At 72.3% G+C, this 17,330-nt stretch carries 15 protein-coding genes; 8 read left to right on the forward strand and 7 right to left on the reverse strand.

The annotated features are described in order from the left end of the window. Nucleotides 1-17: 17 nt before the first annotated feature. Nucleotides 18-614 carry a vWA domain-containing protein gene (locus BM43_RS32965; RefSeq protein WP_036051691.1) on the forward strand — a complete coding sequence of 199 codons (597 nt, stop codon included), beginning with the start codon at nucleotides 18-20 and terminating at the stop codon, nucleotides 612-614. 173 nt (nucleotides 615-787) lie between these two features. Here the strand turns inward: BM43_RS32965 and BM43_RS32970 are convergent, their stop codons facing one another. Continuing rightward, the gene (locus tag BM43_RS32970) at nucleotides 788-1,537 is read right to left on the reverse strand and encodes an IclR family transcriptional regulator (protein WP_013697903.1); all 750 of its coding nucleotides are present in this window, start codon (nucleotides 1,535-1,537) and stop codon (nucleotides 788-790) included. 134 nt (nucleotides 1,538-1,671) lie between these two features. Between BM43_RS32970 and BM43_RS32975 the strand changes: the two genes are divergently transcribed. Then, on the forward strand, nucleotides 1,672-2,871 hold the full coding sequence (locus BM43_RS32975) for a fumarylacetoacetate hydrolase family protein (RefSeq protein WP_036051689.1): 1,200 nt from the start codon (nucleotides 1,672-1,674) through the stop codon (nucleotides 2,869-2,871). Between the two features lie 428 nt (nucleotides 2,872-3,299). Then, a complete protein-coding gene (locus BM43_RS32980) occupies nucleotides 3,300-4,565 on the forward strand; it encodes a styrene monooxygenase/indole monooxygenase family protein (protein ID WP_042283470.1) in 1,266 nt (421 codons plus the stop codon). 30 nt (nucleotides 4,566-4,595) lie between these two features. Here the strand turns inward: BM43_RS32980 and BM43_RS32985 are convergent, their stop codons facing one another. Continuing rightward, nucleotides 4,596-5,699: an aminotransferase class V-fold PLP-dependent enzyme gene (locus BM43_RS32985; protein WP_036051687.1), complete on the reverse strand. Its 1,104-nt coding sequence runs from the start codon at nucleotides 5,697-5,699 to the stop codon at nucleotides 4,596-4,598. A 406-nt stretch (nucleotides 5,700-6,105) separates the two neighbouring features. Between BM43_RS32985 and BM43_RS32990 the strand changes: the two genes are divergently transcribed. Further along, nucleotides 6,106-7,038 (forward strand): MBL fold metallo-hydrolase, encoded by a 933-nt coding sequence (locus tag BM43_RS32990; RefSeq protein ID WP_036051686.1) that lies wholly within the window; start codon nucleotides 6,106-6,108, stop codon nucleotides 7,036-7,038. Further along, nucleotides 7,026-7,619, forward strand: coding sequence for a YbhB/YbcL family Raf kinase inhibitor-like protein (locus BM43_RS32995; protein ID WP_036051685.1), 594 nt, complete (start codon nucleotides 7,026-7,028; stop codon nucleotides 7,617-7,619). Before BM43_RS32990 ends, BM43_RS32995 begins: the two co-directional genes overlap by 13 nt. Nucleotides 7,620-7,661: 42 nt before the next feature. Here BM43_RS32995 and BM43_RS33000 read toward each other — a convergent pair whose 3' ends face one another. Then, nucleotides 7,662-9,083, reverse strand: coding sequence for an ATP-binding protein (locus tag BM43_RS33000; RefSeq protein WP_036051684.1), 1,422 nt, complete (start codon nucleotides 9,081-9,083; stop codon nucleotides 7,662-7,664). Between the two features lie 282 nt (nucleotides 9,084-9,365). On the opposite strand from BM43_RS33000, the gene BM43_RS33005 reads away from it, so the two are divergent. Genes BM43_RS33005 through BM43_RS33015 form a run of 3 tightly spaced genes read left to right on the forward strand, consistent with a single transcriptional unit; the run spans nucleotide 9,366 to nucleotide 12,507 of the window. Then, nucleotides 9,366-10,595 carry an ABC transporter substrate-binding protein gene (locus tag BM43_RS33005; protein WP_036051683.1) on the forward strand — a complete coding sequence of 410 codons (1,230 nt, stop codon included), beginning with the start codon at nucleotides 9,366-9,368 and terminating at the stop codon, nucleotides 10,593-10,595. Then, the gene (locus BM43_RS33010; protein ID WP_080741948.1) at nucleotides 10,592-11,713 is read left to right on the forward strand and encodes a FecCD family ABC transporter permease; all 1,122 of its coding nucleotides are present in this window, start codon (nucleotides 10,592-10,594) and stop codon (nucleotides 11,711-11,713) included. The genes BM43_RS33005 and BM43_RS33010 overlap by 4 nt, the downstream gene beginning before the upstream one ends. Continuing rightward, on the forward strand, nucleotides 11,710-12,507 hold the full coding sequence (locus tag BM43_RS33015) for an ABC transporter ATP-binding protein (RefSeq protein ID WP_036051681.1): 798 nt from the start codon (nucleotides 11,710-11,712) through the stop codon (nucleotides 12,505-12,507). The genes BM43_RS33010 and BM43_RS33015 overlap by 4 nt, the downstream gene beginning before the upstream one ends. Nucleotides 12,508-12,587: 80 nt before the next feature. Here BM43_RS33015 and cobJ read toward each other — a convergent pair whose 3' ends face one another. The 4 genes from cobJ to cobG are packed head-to-tail and all read right to left on the reverse strand — an operon-like array spanning nucleotide 12,588 to nucleotide 17,207. Beyond that, nucleotides 12,588-14,384: a precorrin-3B C(17)-methyltransferase gene (gene cobJ / locus BM43_RS33020; RefSeq protein WP_080741947.1), complete on the reverse strand. Its 1,797-nt coding sequence runs from the start codon at nucleotides 14,382-14,384 to the stop codon at nucleotides 12,588-12,590. Further along, nucleotides 14,372-15,142, reverse strand: a complete 771-nt coding sequence (locus BM43_RS33025) for a precorrin-2 C(20)-methyltransferase (protein WP_042283464.1) — start codon at nucleotides 15,140-15,142, stop codon at nucleotides 14,372-14,374. The genes cobJ and BM43_RS33025 overlap by 13 nt, the downstream gene beginning before the upstream one ends. After that, nucleotides 15,139-15,765, reverse strand: coding sequence for a precorrin-8X methylmutase (locus BM43_RS33030; RefSeq protein ID WP_013697915.1), 627 nt, complete (start codon nucleotides 15,763-15,765; stop codon nucleotides 15,139-15,141). The genes BM43_RS33025 and BM43_RS33030 overlap by 4 nt, the downstream gene beginning before the upstream one ends. Nucleotides 15,766-15,770: 5 nt before the next feature. Next, nucleotides 15,771-17,207: a precorrin-3B synthase gene (gene cobG, locus BM43_RS33035; RefSeq protein ID WP_036053474.1), complete on the reverse strand. Its 1,437-nt coding sequence runs from the start codon at nucleotides 17,205-17,207 to the stop codon at nucleotides 15,771-15,773. Between the last annotated feature and the right edge of the window lie 123 nt (nucleotides 17,208-17,330).

Below are 17,330 nucleotides of genomic sequence, written 5' to 3' on the forward strand. Positions count from 1 at the left end.
TTCCCGCCCGGCAGGGCCTGCCCGGCACGCGCATCGCGTGGCCGGCGACGCTGGCCGCCAAGCGCGGCGGCCCGCTCGAGGCCGCGCATCTGCGCTTTCGGCCGCGCTCGGGCGAGCCGCGCGCCTTCCACTGCTTCGTGCTCGACTGTTCGGCCTCGATGCTCGACGGCGCTCGCCTGGCGCTCGCCAAGGGCCTGCTGGTCGCGCTGTTCGACGCGGCGGCGCGCGAGCGTGCCGAGGTGGCGCTGATCGGCTTCGGCGGGCGCGGCGCCGAGCGGCGTTTCGGGCCGGCGGTGCCGCGCTGGTGGAACGAGCGCTGGCTCGAACCGGTGGCGGGCGGTGGCGGCACGCCCTTGTCGGCCGGCATCGCGATGGCGCAATCCCTGCTCGCGCGGATCGCGCGGCGCAGGCCCGGCGCGCCACGCACGCTCTGGCTGCTGAGCGACATGCGCACCGACGAGATGCCTTCGCGGCCGGCCCAGGCCGACGAGATCCACCTCGTCGACTTCGACGATGCCGCCGTGCGGCTGGGCAGGGCGCAGCGTCTGGCGCGCCGGTGGGAGGCTTCGTGCCGCCGGCCCGAGGATTTGATTTCCCGGATCGATCGCAACTAACGGTCTTTCCGAAAGGCCCCTGACAGTTCCACCACGCTTGCTGCGACCTCACCCCATCAAGTTGAACAAGGGGAAGGACGGTAGTCGCCCGATCCCGCGGCATCGTTTCCCGGACTTTCGGACCCTGGCCTCGTCCGTGGTGCGCGGCCGCCGCGAGGGCGAAGGTCCCGTCGTCACAGCCCGCGTGCCACGCGCTGCGCGAGCGTGGTCAGGTCGACCAGCAGCCGCGTCTCGCGCTGCGGCGTGAGCCGGTCGACCGGCACGCTGGTGCTGACGGCGATCCGCTTGCCCGCCGAGGACACCCCCACGAACACGGCCAGGCAGGCCAGCCCCGTGCAGGCCTCCTCGCGCTCGATCGCGTAGGCGCGTTCGCGCACCTCGGCCAGCGCGGCCAGCAGGTCGGCGCGGCGCGTGAGCGAATGCTCGGTCAGCGCGCGCAGCCGCGCCGGCATGATCATCTGCACGGTTTCGTCGTCGAGGCTGGCGAGCAGCGCCTTGCCGAGCGCCGAGCAATGCGCCGGCAGCCGCGAGCCGATGTCGGAAACCAGCCGCACCGCGCGCGACGGATCCTCGCGCGCCAGGTAGACCACCTCGGCGCGATCCAGCACGGCCATCTGCACCGCCTCGTTGTGCTTCGCCACGAACCAGGCGGCCTCGCGGCGGAACGCGTCGAGCGTGAAGTCGGCCAGCAGGTAGGTGCTGCCGATCTCGAACAGGGCCACGCCGATCGCGTAGCCGTCGCCGATCTTGACCAGCCACTGGCGCCGCTCCAGCGCCTCCAGCGTCAGGTACAGCGTGCTGCGCGGCATGCCGGTCAGCGCCAGCAGGTCCTTCGCGGAGGTCGGGCGGCGGCTCGTCTTGAGCGCCTCGAGGATGTCGTGGACCCGCGCGATGGCGGGCACGTCGGTCGGTTTGTCGGGCATCGCGGCCTCGTGGTTGGCGGGCGCCGGCCGGCGGCGCCGGTCGATGTGTCCAGCGGGCTGGATTATACGCCGGCCCCTTGGACAGCCGGGCAGGGGGCTCGTAGCATCGTGCGCATCCCAAACTGGAGACATCGATGAACGCCCCGACCCCCTCGACCCACCCCCACCCGATCGACGCCCTGTTGCCGGCCGATCTCGACGACGCGCTGCTGGTGGGCCGCGTCTGGCGCAAGACCGCGGCCTTCGAGGGCCCCAGCGTGGTGGTGGTGCGCGGCGGCGAGCTGTTCGACATCACGGCGGCGGCGCCGACCACGGCCGACCTGTTCGACCAGGCGGACCCGGCCGGCTTCGCCCGGCAGGCCGAGGGCGAATCGCTCGGTTCGGCGCGCGAGCTGCTGGCCGCGCAGCTGGATGGCGGGGCGTCGCCCGCGCTGCGCCTGCTCGCGCCTTGCGACGTGCAGGCCATCAAGGCCTGTGGCGTGACCTTCGCGGTCAGCCTGGTCGAGCGCGTGATCGAGGAGCAGGCGGCCGGCGACGCGAGCCGCGCCGAGGAAGTGCGCGCCACCATCCAGCACGCGATCGGCACCGACCTGTCGCAGGTCGTGCCGGGTTCCGAGGCGGCCATGAAGCTCAAGCGCGAGCTGCAGGCGCGGGGCGTCTGGTCGCAATACCTGGAGGTCGGCATCGGGCCCGACGCCGAGGTGTTCACCAAGTCGCAGCCGATGTCGGCGGTCGGTTTCGCGAGCGAGGTCGGGCTGCTGCCGATCTCCACCTGGAACAATCCCGAGCCGGAGGTGGTGCTGGCCGTCAATGCGCGCGGCGCGGCGGTGGGCGCCACGCTCGGCAACGACGTCAACCTGCGCGATATCGAGGGCCGCTCGGCGCTGCTGCTGGGCAAGTGCAAGGACAACAACGCCTCCTGCGCGATCGGCCCCTTCGTGCGCCTGTTCGACACGCGCTTCACGATCGACACGGTGCGCCAGGCCTCGGTCGCGCTGCGCATCGAGGGCGAGGACGGCTTCGTGCTCGACGGCGTGAGCCACATGTCCGAGATCAGCCGCGATCCGCTCGACCTGGTCGCGCAGACCTGCGGCACGCACCATCAATACCCGGACGGTTTCATGCTGTTCCTCGGCACCATGTTCTCGCCGATCCAGGACCGCGACCAGCCCGGTGCCGGCTTCACGCACCACCTGGGCGACAGCGTGCGAATCTCGACCGCCTCGCTGGGCGCGCTGGTCAATCGCGTCTCGCTGTGCACCGAGGTCGCGCCCTGGGAATTCGGCACGCGTGCCTTGTTCCGCAATCTCGCCGCGCGTGGCCTGGTGCGCTGAGCCGGCTTTTCCCCGCTTCCTTGTTGGCTTCCCCTCTGGCGGCGGCGCGCGATGCGTGCCGCCGCCTGCCCGGTTCGTCCACGCCGGCACGCCGCACCGGCGCGGTGCAAGCCGGCGCGGACCTCGAACCGCGCCATCCTGCTTCGTCGAAGCCCATCGGTATCCGAAGCATCGCCGATGCCGCGACGATGAGCCGGGCAATCCGCTGACCATTCCCCTCGCTTTCCCCTTGCTTCCCGCCGCGCCTTCCGTCCTCCCTCCTGTCGTCCTTTCCGTTTCGAACCGCTGTTCCGAGTTCTGCCGATCGAGCGGAATAATCGCCGGCTCTCGCGTGTTCAGCATCAGGTACACGCAACAACACCAGCGCGCGACGCTCCCGCAAGGTCGGGCATGGCGCCCGCCGCTGAACGAAGAGACGGAGTCATGGAATGAAGGAAGTGGACAAGCCCCTGCCCGCGGGAGCCAGCCGCAGGATCGCGGTGGTCGGTGCGGGGCAGGCGGGCCTGCAGACCAGCCTGGCGCTGCTCGCGCGCGGGCACGCGGTCACGCTGGTGGCCGAGCGCGATGCGGACGACGTCGAGCGCGGCCGCGTGATGTCGAGCCAGTGCCTGTTCGGCAGCGCCTTGCGGCTCGAGCGCGAGGCCGGCATCGAGCATGGCCGCGACGCCTGTCCGCCGATCAACGCGATCGGCTTCGCGGTGGCCGATCCACACAGCCCGAACGGCAAGGCGATCGCCTGGCGCGGGGCGCTCACACGCGGCGCGGCCGCGATCGACCAGCGCATCAAGTTCGCCGCCGCCTTGCGCAGCGTGCGCGCCAAGGGTGCCGAGGTGCGCATCGCCACCGCCGACGTGGCGATGCTGGAGGAGCTGGCCGCCTCGCACGAGCTGGTGCTGGTGGCCACCGGCAAGGGCGAGCTCGGCCAACTGTTCGAGCGCGACGCGGTGCGCTCGGTGTTCCGCGGGCCGCAGCGCTCGCTCGCGCTGACCTTCCTGCATTGCGACGGCCGCGTCGGTCCCGCCGACGCGGTCAGTTTCAATGTCGTGCCGGGCGCCGGCGAGATTTTCGTGATGCCGGCGCTGACGCATTCCGGGCCCTGCCACGTGGCGGTGTTCGAGGCCATGCCGGGCGGCCCGCTGGACGGCTGGCGCGACGTGCGCTCGGCCACCGCCCACCTGAGCCGTTCGCTCGAGCTGCTGCGGCGCTTCACGCCCTGGGAGCTCGATGCCTGCCGTTATGTCGAGCTGACCGACGCGAACGGCACGCTGACCGGCTCGGTCACGCCCACCGTTCGCCACCCGATCGCCATCCTGCCTTCCGGGCGCGCCGTGCTCGGCATGGGCGACGCGGTGGTGCTGCACGATCCGATCACAGGGCAGGGCGCGAACAGCGCGGCCAAGTGCAGCGCGAGCTACGTGGCCTCGATCAGCGCGCGCGGCAGCCTGCCGTTCGGCCATGACTGGATGCTGTCGACGTTCGCCGCCTACTGGCGCGAGGCCGTCTACACGGTGCAGTGGAGCAATTCCCTGCTGATGGCGCCGGCGCCGCACGTGCTGGGCCTGTTCGGCGCGGCCCAGCGCAACCCGGCGCTGGCCGCGCGCATCGCCGACGGCTTCGACGACCCGTCCAGCCTGTTTCCGGCCTGGACCGATCCCGATGCCTGCGATGCCTTGCGTTATTCGGTGGGGGCCTGACGAGGGCAGGGGCGACGCCGAGCGTCGTCCTCACCCGGCCGCGTAGGCCTCGGTGATGGCCTGGCCCGCCGCGTCGAGATCGACGGGATGCCGCTGCTGCTCGAGCGCGCTGCCGTAGGCGACGATGCTCGCGTGCACGGCGTCCTCGGTCGCGCGCAGGCCGGTGTGGTTCAGGCGCAGCACGCGCGGGGCGATCTCGCCGACGCCGGGCGTGAGCTCGACACCGTGGCGGCGCGCATGCGAGATCAGCAGCGCGCCGTCGATGCCGGGCGGCACCGGCGCGGTGGTGATCAGCGCCGAGGCGGCCTCGTCGCGCGCGATCCAGGGCCTCACGCCGAGCGCGCGCAATGCGTCGCGGCAGGCGCGCGCGGCCCGTGCATGACGCGCGACGGTCTGCGCGATGCCTTCCGCCTCGATCCGGTCGAGCGCGGCTTCCAGTGCATGGAATTCGAGCGGCGCGGGCGTGCCCGGCAGCGCGCCGCGGCCGCGGTCGAGCCAGTCGCGGCGCAGCCCGGCCAGCGACAGGCTGGAAGGCGCCGCATCGGCGGGCGCGGCCAGCCGCTCCCAGGCGCGCGCGTTGAGTGCCACCGCCGAGATGCCGGCCGGCCCGGCCAGCGCCTTCTGCGGGCCGATCACGGCGATATCGACTCCCAGCGCGTCGAGTGCCAGCTCGTGGCCGCCGACCGAGGCCACCGCATCCACCACGCACAGCGCATCGCGCGAACGCGCCAGCGCGGCCAGCGCCGCGAGCGGGTTCAGCGCGCCCGTCGACGATTCGGCATGCACGGCGGCCAGCAGGTCGATGTGCCCGAGCGCCTCGGCGGCCGCCGCCACGGCCTCGATCTCGATCGCCTGTCCCGCTTCGGCCGCGACCTCGTGCACGCTGGCGCCGCCGCGCCGCAGCCACGCGCCGAACCAGGCGCCGTAGGGACTGGTGACGACATTGAGCGCCACCAGACCGGGCCGCGCCAGGCTGGTCGCCACCGCCTCCAGCGCGAGCATCGCCTCGGCCTGGATGAACAGCAGGTCGCCGCGCGTGGCGAGCAGGTGCTTGAGACGATCGGCGAGCCGCGCGTAACCGTGGTCCGGGTAGGGCGGCGGATCGAGCAGCAGATGGGAATCGAGGCGAATCATGGCGAGCGCGAGAGCGGGGCGCGGGCGGCCCGTGATGGACAGGTCCGGCGCGGCACACGCCGGGAATCGATCAGTCTGACACGCCGGGCGCCGCGCTCGAGGCAAGGCGCGCAGCCAGTAGCGTCGATGCGAAGTTGGGGCGTCCTGCGTCGGCGGCGAACTCGCAAGCTGGCAGCGAGTTCGACCCTTCAGGCGCCCGCGTCCATCCACGGTGGATTGTTGTCGCCCGGACAACGTCGGGTGGGCAATCGCGGTGCTACTGGCGTTCGCGCCCGCTGACTACTATCTGTCACGCGCGCTTTCGACAAGCAGGAAAACGAAGCGCGCGACACTCGTGGCCGTGCCGGCGAAGCGTATCGCGCGGTGCAGCGCGGCTCACCGTAACGACTCAACTGGACGATTGAAAATGAGCGAAACAACTCGCAATGTGCGGCCGGTCATCGCCAGGCTCGGCGGGCAAGAGGCAGGCGAGCTCGTGTCTTCCCGCTACGCCGTGCGCGTGGGCGAGCTCGACGTGGTGCTGATCAGCGACGGCGTCCTGCCGCTGCCCACCTCCACCATGTCGACCAACGTCGGCGAAGCCGAGCGCAACGCATGGTTCGACAGCCGTTTCCTGCAGCGTGACATGTTCGATTGGGCGCTGAATATCGCGCTGGTGCGCAGCGGCGACCGGCTGATCCTGATCGACTCCGGCGTGGGCGACGGTTTCGAATATTTCACGCGCGCCGGCCGCGCGGTGATGCGCCTGGAATCGGCCGGTATCGACCTGGCAGCGATTACCGACATCGTGATCACGCACATGCACATGGACCACGTCGGCGGCCTGAACGTTGCCGGCGTCAAGGCCAGGCTGCGCCCGGACGTGCGCATTCACGTGTCGGCCAGGGAAGTGGCGTTCTGGCAGGATCCGGACTTCAGCAAGACGGTGATGCCGGAAACCGTGCCTCCCGCCCTGCGCAAGGCGGCCGCGACCTTCGTGGAGATCTACGGCGAAAACATCGTCCAGTTCGATCAGGCGGTGGAGGTGGCCAAGGGCGTGTCGGCGCGCGTGACGGGGGGGCACACGCCGGGACACTGCGTGGTGGACGTGGCATCCGACGGCGAAAAACTGACGTTCGTCGGCGATGCGATCTTCCAGGTCAACTTCGACCATCCCGACTGGCAGAACGGCTTCGAGCACGATCCCGAAGAGGCGGCGCGGGTGCGCGTCGCGCTACTCGACGAAGCCGCCGAAACCGGCGCCCTGCTGGCCGCCGCGCACGTCGCGTTCCCCTCGATCGGCCACGTGGCCAGGCAGGGCCAGGGCTTCCATTTCGTGCCGGTGGTATGGGACTACTGACCGTGAGACCGAAGGCTTCCCTGTCCGTCATCGCATGCGCGTTCGTTGCGCTGGCGCTGACCCCCGCGGCAGCCCGCGCGGAGTCGTTCACGATCGAGATCGACGGCCTGCGCGACGGGTACTTCTCGAACCAGCAGGTGTATGGAGGTTTCGGCTGTCACGGGGAGAACGTATCGCCACGCATTTCATGGGCTCATGTTCCGCGCGGCACGAAGAGCCTGGTCGTGACGATTTTCGACCCCGATGCGCCGACCGGAGGATTGGGCTGGACGCATTGGGAGGTGGTCAACATCCCGCCTTCCGAATCGTCGCTCGACAGCGGCGCTTCCGGCAATCCGAAGCGTTTGCCGGCGGGCGCGATCGAGACCTTGACGGATTTCGGCGAGTCCGCATACGGTGGACCGTGCCCGCCCAAGGGGGAATCGCATCGATATGTCGTGACGGCGTCCGCGCTCGACGTGGCACGAATCGACGTGGCTCCGGCGGCGAGTCCCGCCGTCGTCGCCTATCAGATGCATGGGAAAGTCATTGCCCAGGCGAAGTACGTGGCCAGGTACCGTCGCGCGCCGACCGGCGATTGAGGACGCTCGACGCTGGCGAATCGCGGCGCTGGTGCGAGCCGGCTACCTCGGCAACACCAGCTCCGCGTCGAGCCCCGCGATCCGCCCGTCTTCCACGCGATTCTTCAGCGCCAGCGTGCCGCCGTGCGCGGTGGCGATGCCGCGCGCGATGGTCAGCCCCAGCCCGGTACCTTCCGGCGCCGGCCGACCTTCGCGGCCGCCCGCCCGGAAGTAAGGCTCGAACACACGCTCCAGCAGCGCCGGATCCGGCAAGCCCGGCCCATGATCCCGAATCACGATGCGCAGCGAGCCGCCGTGCTCGTCGACGTGGATCGAGACGCCGTCCTCGCCGGTGCCGCCATGGCGGATCGCATTGTCCAGCAGGTTCTGCAGGCCGCGCTTCAGGTTGCGCGCGAACCCCGGGTAGGGCGCGCCGGCATGCCCCTCGATACGCACCGCGTGGCCGGCATCGCGCGCGTCCTCGGCCAGCCCCGCCAGCATCGAATCGATGTCGATGCGCTGGCGCGGCTCGGTGATCTCGATGCCCTGCACCGCGTCCAGCGTGGCGCGCACCATCGCCTCCATCTCGTCCAGGTCGCCGCGCAGGCGCTCGCGCCAGCGCGGATCGGGCAGCATCTCGGCGCGCAGCCGCAGGCGCGTGAGCGGCGAGCGCAGGTCGTGCGAGACGGCGCTCAGCAGCCGCGTGCGCTCGCCGAAGCTGTCGATCAGGCGCTGCTGCATCGCGTTGAAGGCCTTCGCGGCGCTGCGCACTTCCTGCGGGCCGTCGACGGCGAGCGGCGCCTGGTAGATGTTGCGGCCGAGCGCCTCGGCGGCCTTCGCGAAGCTGCGCAGGGGCCGCAGCGCGAAGCGCACCGCCACGAAGGCGAGCAGGCAGACTGCCGCGAAGCGCACCAGGTAGAGCCGCAGCAGATAGTCGGCCACCAGCGTGCCCGGCTCGCTGTGCATGCCGGCCTGCCCCTCGTGCGCGACCACGTCGAGCCAGCCCTGGCCCGGCACCTGCAGTTGCAGATGGAAGTCGCCCATCGGCATGCGCGAATCGAACAGGCTCAGGATGCCGCGATGCCGGCCCGCGTCGTCGCGCAGCTCGGCATCGAGCAGCCGCAGCTCGACGTGCTGGCCGAGCCGCCGTTCGATGACGCCCGCGATCAGGCCGCCGGTGGCGCGCAGCACCAGGTTCGGCGCGGCGCGCGCCGGCTCGGGCGTGTCGACCGGGCGCAACTGGTAGCGCGCGTCCGACAGGCGCGCCAGCGTGGCTTCGCGCGTGGCGGCATCGGGCGCGTTCCGGAGCAGGCGGATGGTATCGGCCAGCCGGCTCGCGAACAGCCGCGAGGGGATTTCGAGCGTGCGGTAATCGTGCGTGTCGAACCAGATGGTGCTGGTCAGCAACTGGCCGGCGAACATGCCGGCCGCAAGGGTCACCACGAGACGGCCGAACAGCGAGTCGGGCCACAGGCGCAGGGTCATGGGCGTGACGGACAGAGAGGATCCAGGAAGCAGGCGAGGGCGCCGGCAGGCGCGGCGGCGACGCTGATGCGACCTTACCGCGAACCGCCGCCGCGCGCGAGCGGGATGCCCAGGCCCGCGCGAGCCCGGCAAACGAAGGTTTCGACAGGCGATGCGACAAGGCGCGGAGTGCCAACACATTCCATTACAAAAGCCGCCCGGCGCAACACACCGACATTACAAAGCGTCGCTACAGTGTCGGCCACGCACAAATAGCAATCGTTCTCATTTGAGATGTCAACCATGTCGATTTCCCGCTTCGTCCGCGCGGCCCGCGCCCACCTGAAGCTCGCCGAGCCGGCGCGCCGCGCCGCGAACCTGGCGGCCGCCGCCATCGTGCTGGGCGGTGCCGCCGTCTGCGCCTCGCCGGCCATGGCGCAGGCCCCGGCCGCCGCCACGACCGTCACCGACCTGGCCGGGCGCACGATCCGGATTCCCGCCGCCGACCCGAAGCGCATCCTGCTCGGCGAGAGCCGCACGCTCGAGGCGGTGGCGCTGCTCGAAGGCCAGCATCCGCTGGCGCGCATCGTCGGCTGGCAGGGCGACCTGCCGACCATGGACCCGCAACGCTTCAACGCCTATGCACAGCGCTTCCCCGCGATCCGCGAGATCCCGCTGATCGGCCGCGCCAGCGAGGACAGCATCAGCGACGAGAAGGCGCTCGCGCTCAAGCCCGACGTGGCGATCTTCAGCATCGCGGGCCACGGCCCGAGCCGCTACAACGCGCTGGTCAAGCAACTGGAGGCGACCGGCACCACGGTGGTGTTCATCGACTTCCGCCTGCATCCGATGCAGGACACGCTGCCCAGCATCCGCCTGCTCGGCCAGGTGCTGCATCGCGAGCAGGCCGCCAGCGACTACCTCGCCTTCTACCAGCAGCACCTGGCGCGCGTGCAGCAGGTGGTCGGCGCGATTCCCGAGGCGCAGCGGCCCAAGGTGTTCATCGACATGCTGGCGGGCGTGTGGGATGCCGGCTGCTGCCACACCGCCGGCAAGGGCAACTTCGGAGAATTCATCAGCGCCGCGGGCGGCCGCAATATCGCGGCGGACCTGCTGCCCGGCGTGCTCGGCGACCTGAGCATGGAGCAGATCATCGCCTCGCGGCCCGACGTCTATATCGCCACCGGCTCGCGCACCAAGCCGGGGCTGGCCTCGCTGCGCGTCGGCGCGCAGACCAGCGAGCAGGACGCGCGCGCCAGCCTCGCGCAACTGGTGGCGCGGCCCGGCTTCGACACCATCAAGGCGATCCACGAGGGCCGCGTGCACGGCATCGCCCACGACTACTACGACTCGCCCTACAACATCATCGCGATCGAGGCCTTCGCGAAGTGGTTCTACCCGGATCGCTTCAAGGCGCTCGACGTCAAGGCGACCCAGGCCGAGCTGTACCGGCGCTTCCTGGCGGTGCCGGTGACGGGCACCGAATGGGTCGACACGCCGCTGCCGGCCACCGGCCAGCAGGCGGCGCGATGAGCGCGCCCGCGCCGGGCGCGGCGTCGGCGGCCGCGGCCGGCTCGCAACATCTCGCCGCCGACGCGTCCGTGCCCGACCACGGCGAGGCGCGTCGCGCCTACGCGCGCCTGACGCGGCGCCGCGCGCTGTGCCTGGTGGCGGTGAGCCTGCTGATCGTCGGCTCGCTGCTGTTCGACCTCGGTTCGGGCCCCTCGGGCCTGCCGCTGGCCACGCTGCTGCGCACCGTGTTCGCGCCCGCGCAGGCCGATCCGGCCAACCTCGTGATCGTCTGGCAGATCCGCCTGCCCTACGCGGTGATGGCGCTGGTGGTGGGCGCCGCGCTCGGCCTGTCGGGCGCGGAGATGCAGACCATCCTCAACAATCCGCTGGCCAGCCCCTACACGCTCGGCGTGTCGGCCGCCGCCGCCTTCGGCGCCTCGCTGGCGATCGTGCTCGACTTGACGCTGCCGCACATCCCGCAGACCTGGCTGATCTCGGCCAACGCCTTCGTGTTCGCCTTCGGCTCGGCGATGATGCTGGACCTGGTGGCGCGCTGGCGCGGCATGAGCACGGCCGGCGTGGTGCTGATGGGGATCGCGCTGGTGTTCTCGTTCCATGCGCTGGTCGAGCTGATGCAGTTCATCGCCTCGGCCGATGCGCTGCAGGGCCTGGTGTTCTGGACGCTGGGCTCGCTGGCGCGCGCCGACTGGCAGAAGATCGGCGTGCTCGCGGCGGCGCTGGCCGTGGCGCTGCCGCTGTCGATGCGCAATGCCTGGGCGCTCACCGCGCTACGGCTGGGCGAGGAGCGCGCGGCCAGCTTCGGCATCGACGTGCGGCGCCTGCGGCTCGGCACCCTGCTGCGGGTGGCGGTGCTGTCGGCGCTGGCGGTGTCCTTCGTCGGCACCATCGGCTTCGTCGGCCTGATCGCGCCGCATATCGCGCGCACCGTGTTCGGCGAGGACCATCGCTTCTACCTGCCCGGCAGCCTGCTGTGCGGGGCGCTGATGCTGTCGCTGGCCTCGATCGCCTCCAAGCTGATCGTGCCGGGCGTGCTGATCCCCGTGGGCATCGTCACGGCGCTGGTGGGGATTCCGCTGTTCCTGGCGATCGTGGTGCGTTCGCAGGGAGCCGCGCAATGAAGGGACTCGCGATTCACGGCGTATCGGTGCGCTACGGCCGCCGCGAGGTGCTGCGCGAGCTGTCGGCCGGGCCCTTGCCGCGCGGCATGATCACCGCGCTGCTGGGGCCCAACGGCAGCGGCAAGTCCACTTTGCTGCGGGTGCTGGCCGGGCTCACCACCGCCAGCGCCGGGCGGCTCACGCTGGACGGCGAGACGCTCGCGCTGTCGGCGCGCAGCGCGCGCTCGCACAGCGTGGTCTACCTGCCCCAGGCGCTGCCGGCCGGGGTGCGCCTGCAGGTGCTCGAATCGGTGCTGGTGGCGCGCCGCGCCACGCGCGACGCGGCCTTGCGCGGCCAGCCGCCGGCCGGCGACCTGGCGCTCGCGCACGCGGTGCTGGCGCGGCTCGGGATCGGCGCGCTGGCGGCGCGTTCGCTCGACGAGCTGTCGGGCGGCCAGCGGCAGCTGGTCGGCATCGCGCAGGCGCTGGTGCGCGATCCGCAGGTGCTGCTGCTCGACGAGCCGCTGTCGGCGCTCGACCTCAACCACCAGTTCCATGTGATGCATGTGCTGCGCGAGCTCACGCGCGAACGCGGCATCGCCACCGTGGTGGTGCTGCACGACATCAACGCGGCGATGCGCGCCTGCGATCGCGCCATGCTGCTGCATCGCGGGCGCATCGAGCGCTTCGGCGAACCGGCCGAGGTGGTGACCTCGGAAAGCCTGGCCGAGGTGTTCGGCGTGAGGGCGCGGATCGAGCCCTGCTCGCAGGGGCATCGGCAGGTGATGATCGACGGGCTGGCGCCGGGCGCCTGAGGCGCGCCCCGAAGCCGTCGTGAAAAGCAACGGCCGGCTCCGCATCGCGCGGCGCCGGCCGTTTTTTCATGCCGATCGTTTCAGTCGTAGAAGCGTGGCGTGTAGATCCACTCGCGTTCGGCGCTGGCGAAGCGCCGCGTCTTCGAGGAGCCGACGATCACCATGGTGCGCATGTCGACGTCGGCCGTGCGCAGCTCGCCCAGCGTGAGGCTGCGCAGGCTCGCGCCGGGCCGGCCGACGTCGCGGCCGAGCACCACCACCGTGTCGGCGGCGCGGATCTCGCGCAGGATCTCCAGCGCGCGATCGAGCTGCCAGGGCCGCGCCTTCGAGATCGGGTTGTAGAAGGCCATCACCAGGTCGGCGCGCGCGGCCAGCGCGAGTCGTTCCTCGATCACGCCCCAGGGCTTGAGGTTGTCCGACAGCGAGATCACGCAGAAGTCGTGGCCGAGCGGCGCGCCGGCCTCGGCCGCGGTGGCGAACGCGGCGGATACGCCGGGCACCACCTCCAGCGCGACCTCGTCCCAAGCCGGCTCGCCGGCGCCGTCGAGCGCTTCCAGCACGGCCGCCGCCATCGCGAACACGCCCGGGTCGCCCGAGGACACCATCGCCACGCGGCGCCCCTGCGCGGCCAGCTCGAAGGCATGGCGCGCGCGCTGCAGTTCCTCGCGATTGTCGGTTTCGTGCACGCGCTGGTCGGCGCGGAACGGGCCGGCCATGCGCACGTAGGTGGCGTAGCCGAGGATGTCGGTGGCCTCGGCCAGCGCGAGGCGCGCGGCCGGCGCCAGCAGGTCGGCACGGCCGGGGCCGAGGCCGAGTACCGTCAGCGAGCCGCGCGCCTGGCCGAGACGGTTGGCGTCGACGGGGGCTTCGGCGATCGCGATCGCGAGGGACTTCGAAGGCTTGCCGTCGTCGTCGAGGGCGATTGCCGGGCTCGCGTCGATCGAGCCGGCCGCGAGCGCGGCGTCGAGCAGGGCGGCGGCGGTGTCGGCCGGGTCGGCCTCGCTGGCGACGAAGCGCAGCGGCACGCCGAGCTCGCGCGCGGCTCGCGCCAGCGCCGCCTCGCGCATGCATTGGCGCGGCGCGACCAGCGCCGCCAGCGCGAGCGGCGAGAGATCCGCGGCCGCGAGCGCGTCGAGTATCCGGCGCGCCAGCGGATCGCCGCCGGCTTCGTGATCGGCCGCCTGGGCGGGCGCGGCGAGCGATGCGGCCCGATGCGCGAACCCTTCGGCCAGCGCCACCACCACGCTGCGCGGATGGATCAGCAGCTCTCCCGAGCCGGCGCCGCCGGCGCGCCGGGGCGTGACGCGGATCGCGTGCGAGCCGGCCGCGTCGACCGGCAGCGCGACGCCCTCGAGCCAGGGCGCGGCGCCGTCCACGCGCGTGCTCGCGCCGGCCAGCAGATCGGAAACGAAGCGCTTGCCGGCACCGATATCGGCGAGCGCATAACCTTCGGGCGGATTGAGCACGCAGGCGCCGAAGCGCAGCTCGCCGCTGGTGGTGATGGCCGGCGCGATGCCGAGCGTCTCGGCGATCTCGCGCGCCAGCAGGTTCACGCCGGTCAGCCCGCCCAGCAGCGGCACCACCGCGCTGCCGTCCTCGGCCACCGCCAGCACCGGCGGCTCGACGCCCTTGTCGGCCAGGCAGGGCGCCACGCAGCGGATCACGATGCCGGCCGCGCACAGCGCCACCACCGGGTTGCCGCGCGCATAGAGCGCGCGCAGGTGGGCGCCGAGCTCGCTGAACGCCACGTCGCCCTCGGCGCGGCCCGCCAGCGCGTGGATCGTCGCGCCCTGGTAGCGCGCGCGGATCCGCTCGGCCACCGGCAGCGCGCCCGCGCCGAGCACCACGATCGCGGGTGCCACCGTCAGCCTTGCCATTTTTCCCCCGGCACCACCAGCAGCGAGAAGTAGGGCGAGGCCATCGGATCGACCTCGGCCAGCGGCACGATGCGCTGGCTGGCCATGGTGGCGCGCTCGACGTAGAGTGCGCGGCCGGCCAGGCCCAGCTCGTCTAGCACGCGCCGCACCTTGTCGAAATTGCGGCCCAGCTTCATCACCACCGCCGCGTCGGCCTTGGCCAGCCGCGCGCGCAGCTCGTCCTCGGGCAGCACGCCCGAGAGCACCGAGAGCGTCTGGTTGCGATAGACCAGCGGCACGCCGAGCACGGCCGCGCCGCCCAGCATCGAGCACACGCCGGGCACCACCTCGGTGTCGTAGCGATGCGCGAGCCGGTCGTGCAGGTACATGTAGGAGCCGTAGAAGAACGGGTCGCCCTCGCAGATCACGGCGACATCGCGCCCGGCATCGAGATGCGCGGCCACCACCTCGGCCGCCGTGTCGTAGAAGTCGGCGATCACGCGCTCGTAGCTGAGCGGCGGCTCGAGCGCCTCGGTGGTGACGGGGTAGACCAGCGGCAATTGCAGCTGCGCCTCGTGCAGATGCGCCTCGACGATGCCGTAGGCATTGCCCTTCTTGCCCTTGGCGACGAAGTAGGCCACCACCGGCGCGGCGCGCAGGTGGCGCACCGCCTTCAGGGTCAGCAGCTCCGGGTCGCCGGGGCCGACGCCGATGCCGAACAGGCGGCCGCGCGCGGCGCCCTGCCGGCTCGTTGCGGAGCGAGTCTCGCCGTGGCTCATTCGACCTCCGTCGCCAGGGCATTGACGGCGGCCGCCGCCATCGCGCTGCCGCCGCGGCGGCCGTTCACCACCACGTAGGGCACGCCGCGGCTGTCGGCGGCCAGCGCCGCCTTCGACTCGGCCGCGCCGATGAAGCCGACCGGGAAGCCGAGGATCAGGGCCGGCTTCGGCGCGCCGGCATCGAGCATGTCGAGCAGATGGAACAGCGCGGTGGGCGCATTGCCGATCACCACCACGCTGCCGGCCAGCCAGGGCCGCCACAATTCGAGCGCGGCCGCCGAGCGGGTGTTGCCGAGTTGCGCGGCCAGCGCCGGCACCTCGGCCTCGCCGAGCGTGCAGCGCACCGGGTTGGCGGCCGGCAGGCGCGCGCGCGTGATGCCCTCGGCCACCATGCGCGCATCGCAAAGGATCGGCGCGCCGGCGGCCAGCGCGTCCCGGCCGGCCTGGCCGGCGCCGGCCGAGAAGCGCAGGTCGGCGACGATGTCGACCATGCCGCAGGCATGGATCACGCGCACGGCGAGTTTTTCGAGGTCGGCGGGGATCGCCGAGAGATCGGCTTCCGAGCGGATCGTCGCGAACGATTGCCGGTAGATTTCCTGGCCGTCGCGAAGGTAGTCGAGCATTCGGTTCAGTCCTGATGGCGCGGCGATGCGGCGAGCATCGCGGCGGCTTGGTCGATCGTCAGATGGCGCGCGGCGAGCCGGCCGAAGCCGCTGCCGCCGTCGCGCCGGTAAAGGTCGTAGCGGCCCGGGTCGACCGCGAGGAGGGTCGCGGCGGCGGGCCAGGGCTGCGCGCAGGCGCGCGGGCAGCCGCTCAGGTGGAGTTCCAGCGGCGCGGTGCCGTGTTCGGCCAGGCGCGCGGCCAGGGCCCGCGCATCGGCCTTGGTATCAGCCTGGGCGCGCGCGCAGCCGGTGCTGCCGGCGCAGGCCACCAGGTGCGCCAGCGGCGCGTCGGCGGTGCAGACCACGCCGAGCGCGGCCAGCGAGGCCAGCGCGGCTTCGGCTGCCGGCTCGCGCACGGCCGGCAGCAGCACGCCTTGCCAGGGCGTGAAGCGCAGCGTGCCGTCGCCGTCGCGCTCGGCGAGTGCCGCCAGCGCCTCGAGCATCGCCGCGTCGAGCCGGCCGAGCGGAACCTGGCCGCCGAGCTGGCGCGTGGCGGCATTTATTTCGTCATGGATGCCGAAGCGACGAGCGAGATCGGCCGGCGCGCGGCGCCATTGCCTGAGCGCCGCGTCGTGCCGCGGGGCAGGCGCCAGCCGCGCGGCGGCGTGCGCGAGCAACTGCTCGGGGCCCAGGCTCGCGAGCGCGTCGCGGATCCGCCTGGCCTCCTTCGGCGCCAGTTCGAGGAAGGCCAGCAGCAGCGCATGCGCGCAGTCCACCACCTGTTCGGGCGCGACCGAGGCCAGCGCCGGCGGATCGTCGGCCGCCACCGGCGCATGGCCGGCCAGCCCGAACGCGTAGCGCAGGGCGCCGCTCGCATCGCGATAGGCCGAGAACCACAGGTCGTGCGGATGCGCGAGTTCGGCCAGGGCTTCGCCGCCGTCGATCGACAGCGAGCATTTCGGCGACAGCGCGGCAAAACGCGGTTCGCCCTGCAGTCGGTCGAGCAGGGCGGCGCCGAGCGCGCGCGTGTCCGCCAGCGCGGCCGGATCGCGGCCGGCGGCAGGGCTCAGCATCACGTTGCGGACGTCGTCGCGCAGCGCGGCGGCGGCGAGATCCGGCCGCTGGCCTGCACGGCTGCCGGGGTTCGTGGTGTCGTCCTCGCGCGGGCCCAGCCCCGCCTCGATCAGGGCGGCGGCCAGCGCCGTCTCGTGGCCGGCGCGCACGCCGCGGATCTGCAGGTTGGCGCGGTTGGTCGCGTCGAGCACGCCCGAGCCGTGTTCGCGCGCCGCTGCCGCCAGCGCCCGGGCCGCGGCCGCGTCGAGCCGGCCGCCCGGCAGCCGCACGCGGCACAGGCCGCCGTCGCCGGTCGCCACCACCCGCACCAGGCCCGGGCAGGCGCTCGGACGCGGGCCGGCCGGCGCATCGACGGCGCGCGCGTGCCCGGCCGGCCGATCGGCAGGCAGCGGGGCGGGGGAAAGGGGCGGGCTTTGGGAGGGCAAGGAACGGATAAAAAAGCGCACCGGATCAAATCGCGATGCCGGGCCGGCAAGGGCCGGCGCACTCGCGGCGCGTGCCGGCGGCAGCGC

Source organism: Burkholderia gladioli (genome assembly GCF_000959725.1).
Classification (GTDB): domain Bacteria; phylum Pseudomonadota; class Gammaproteobacteria; order Burkholderiales; family Burkholderiaceae; genus Burkholderia; species Burkholderia gladioli.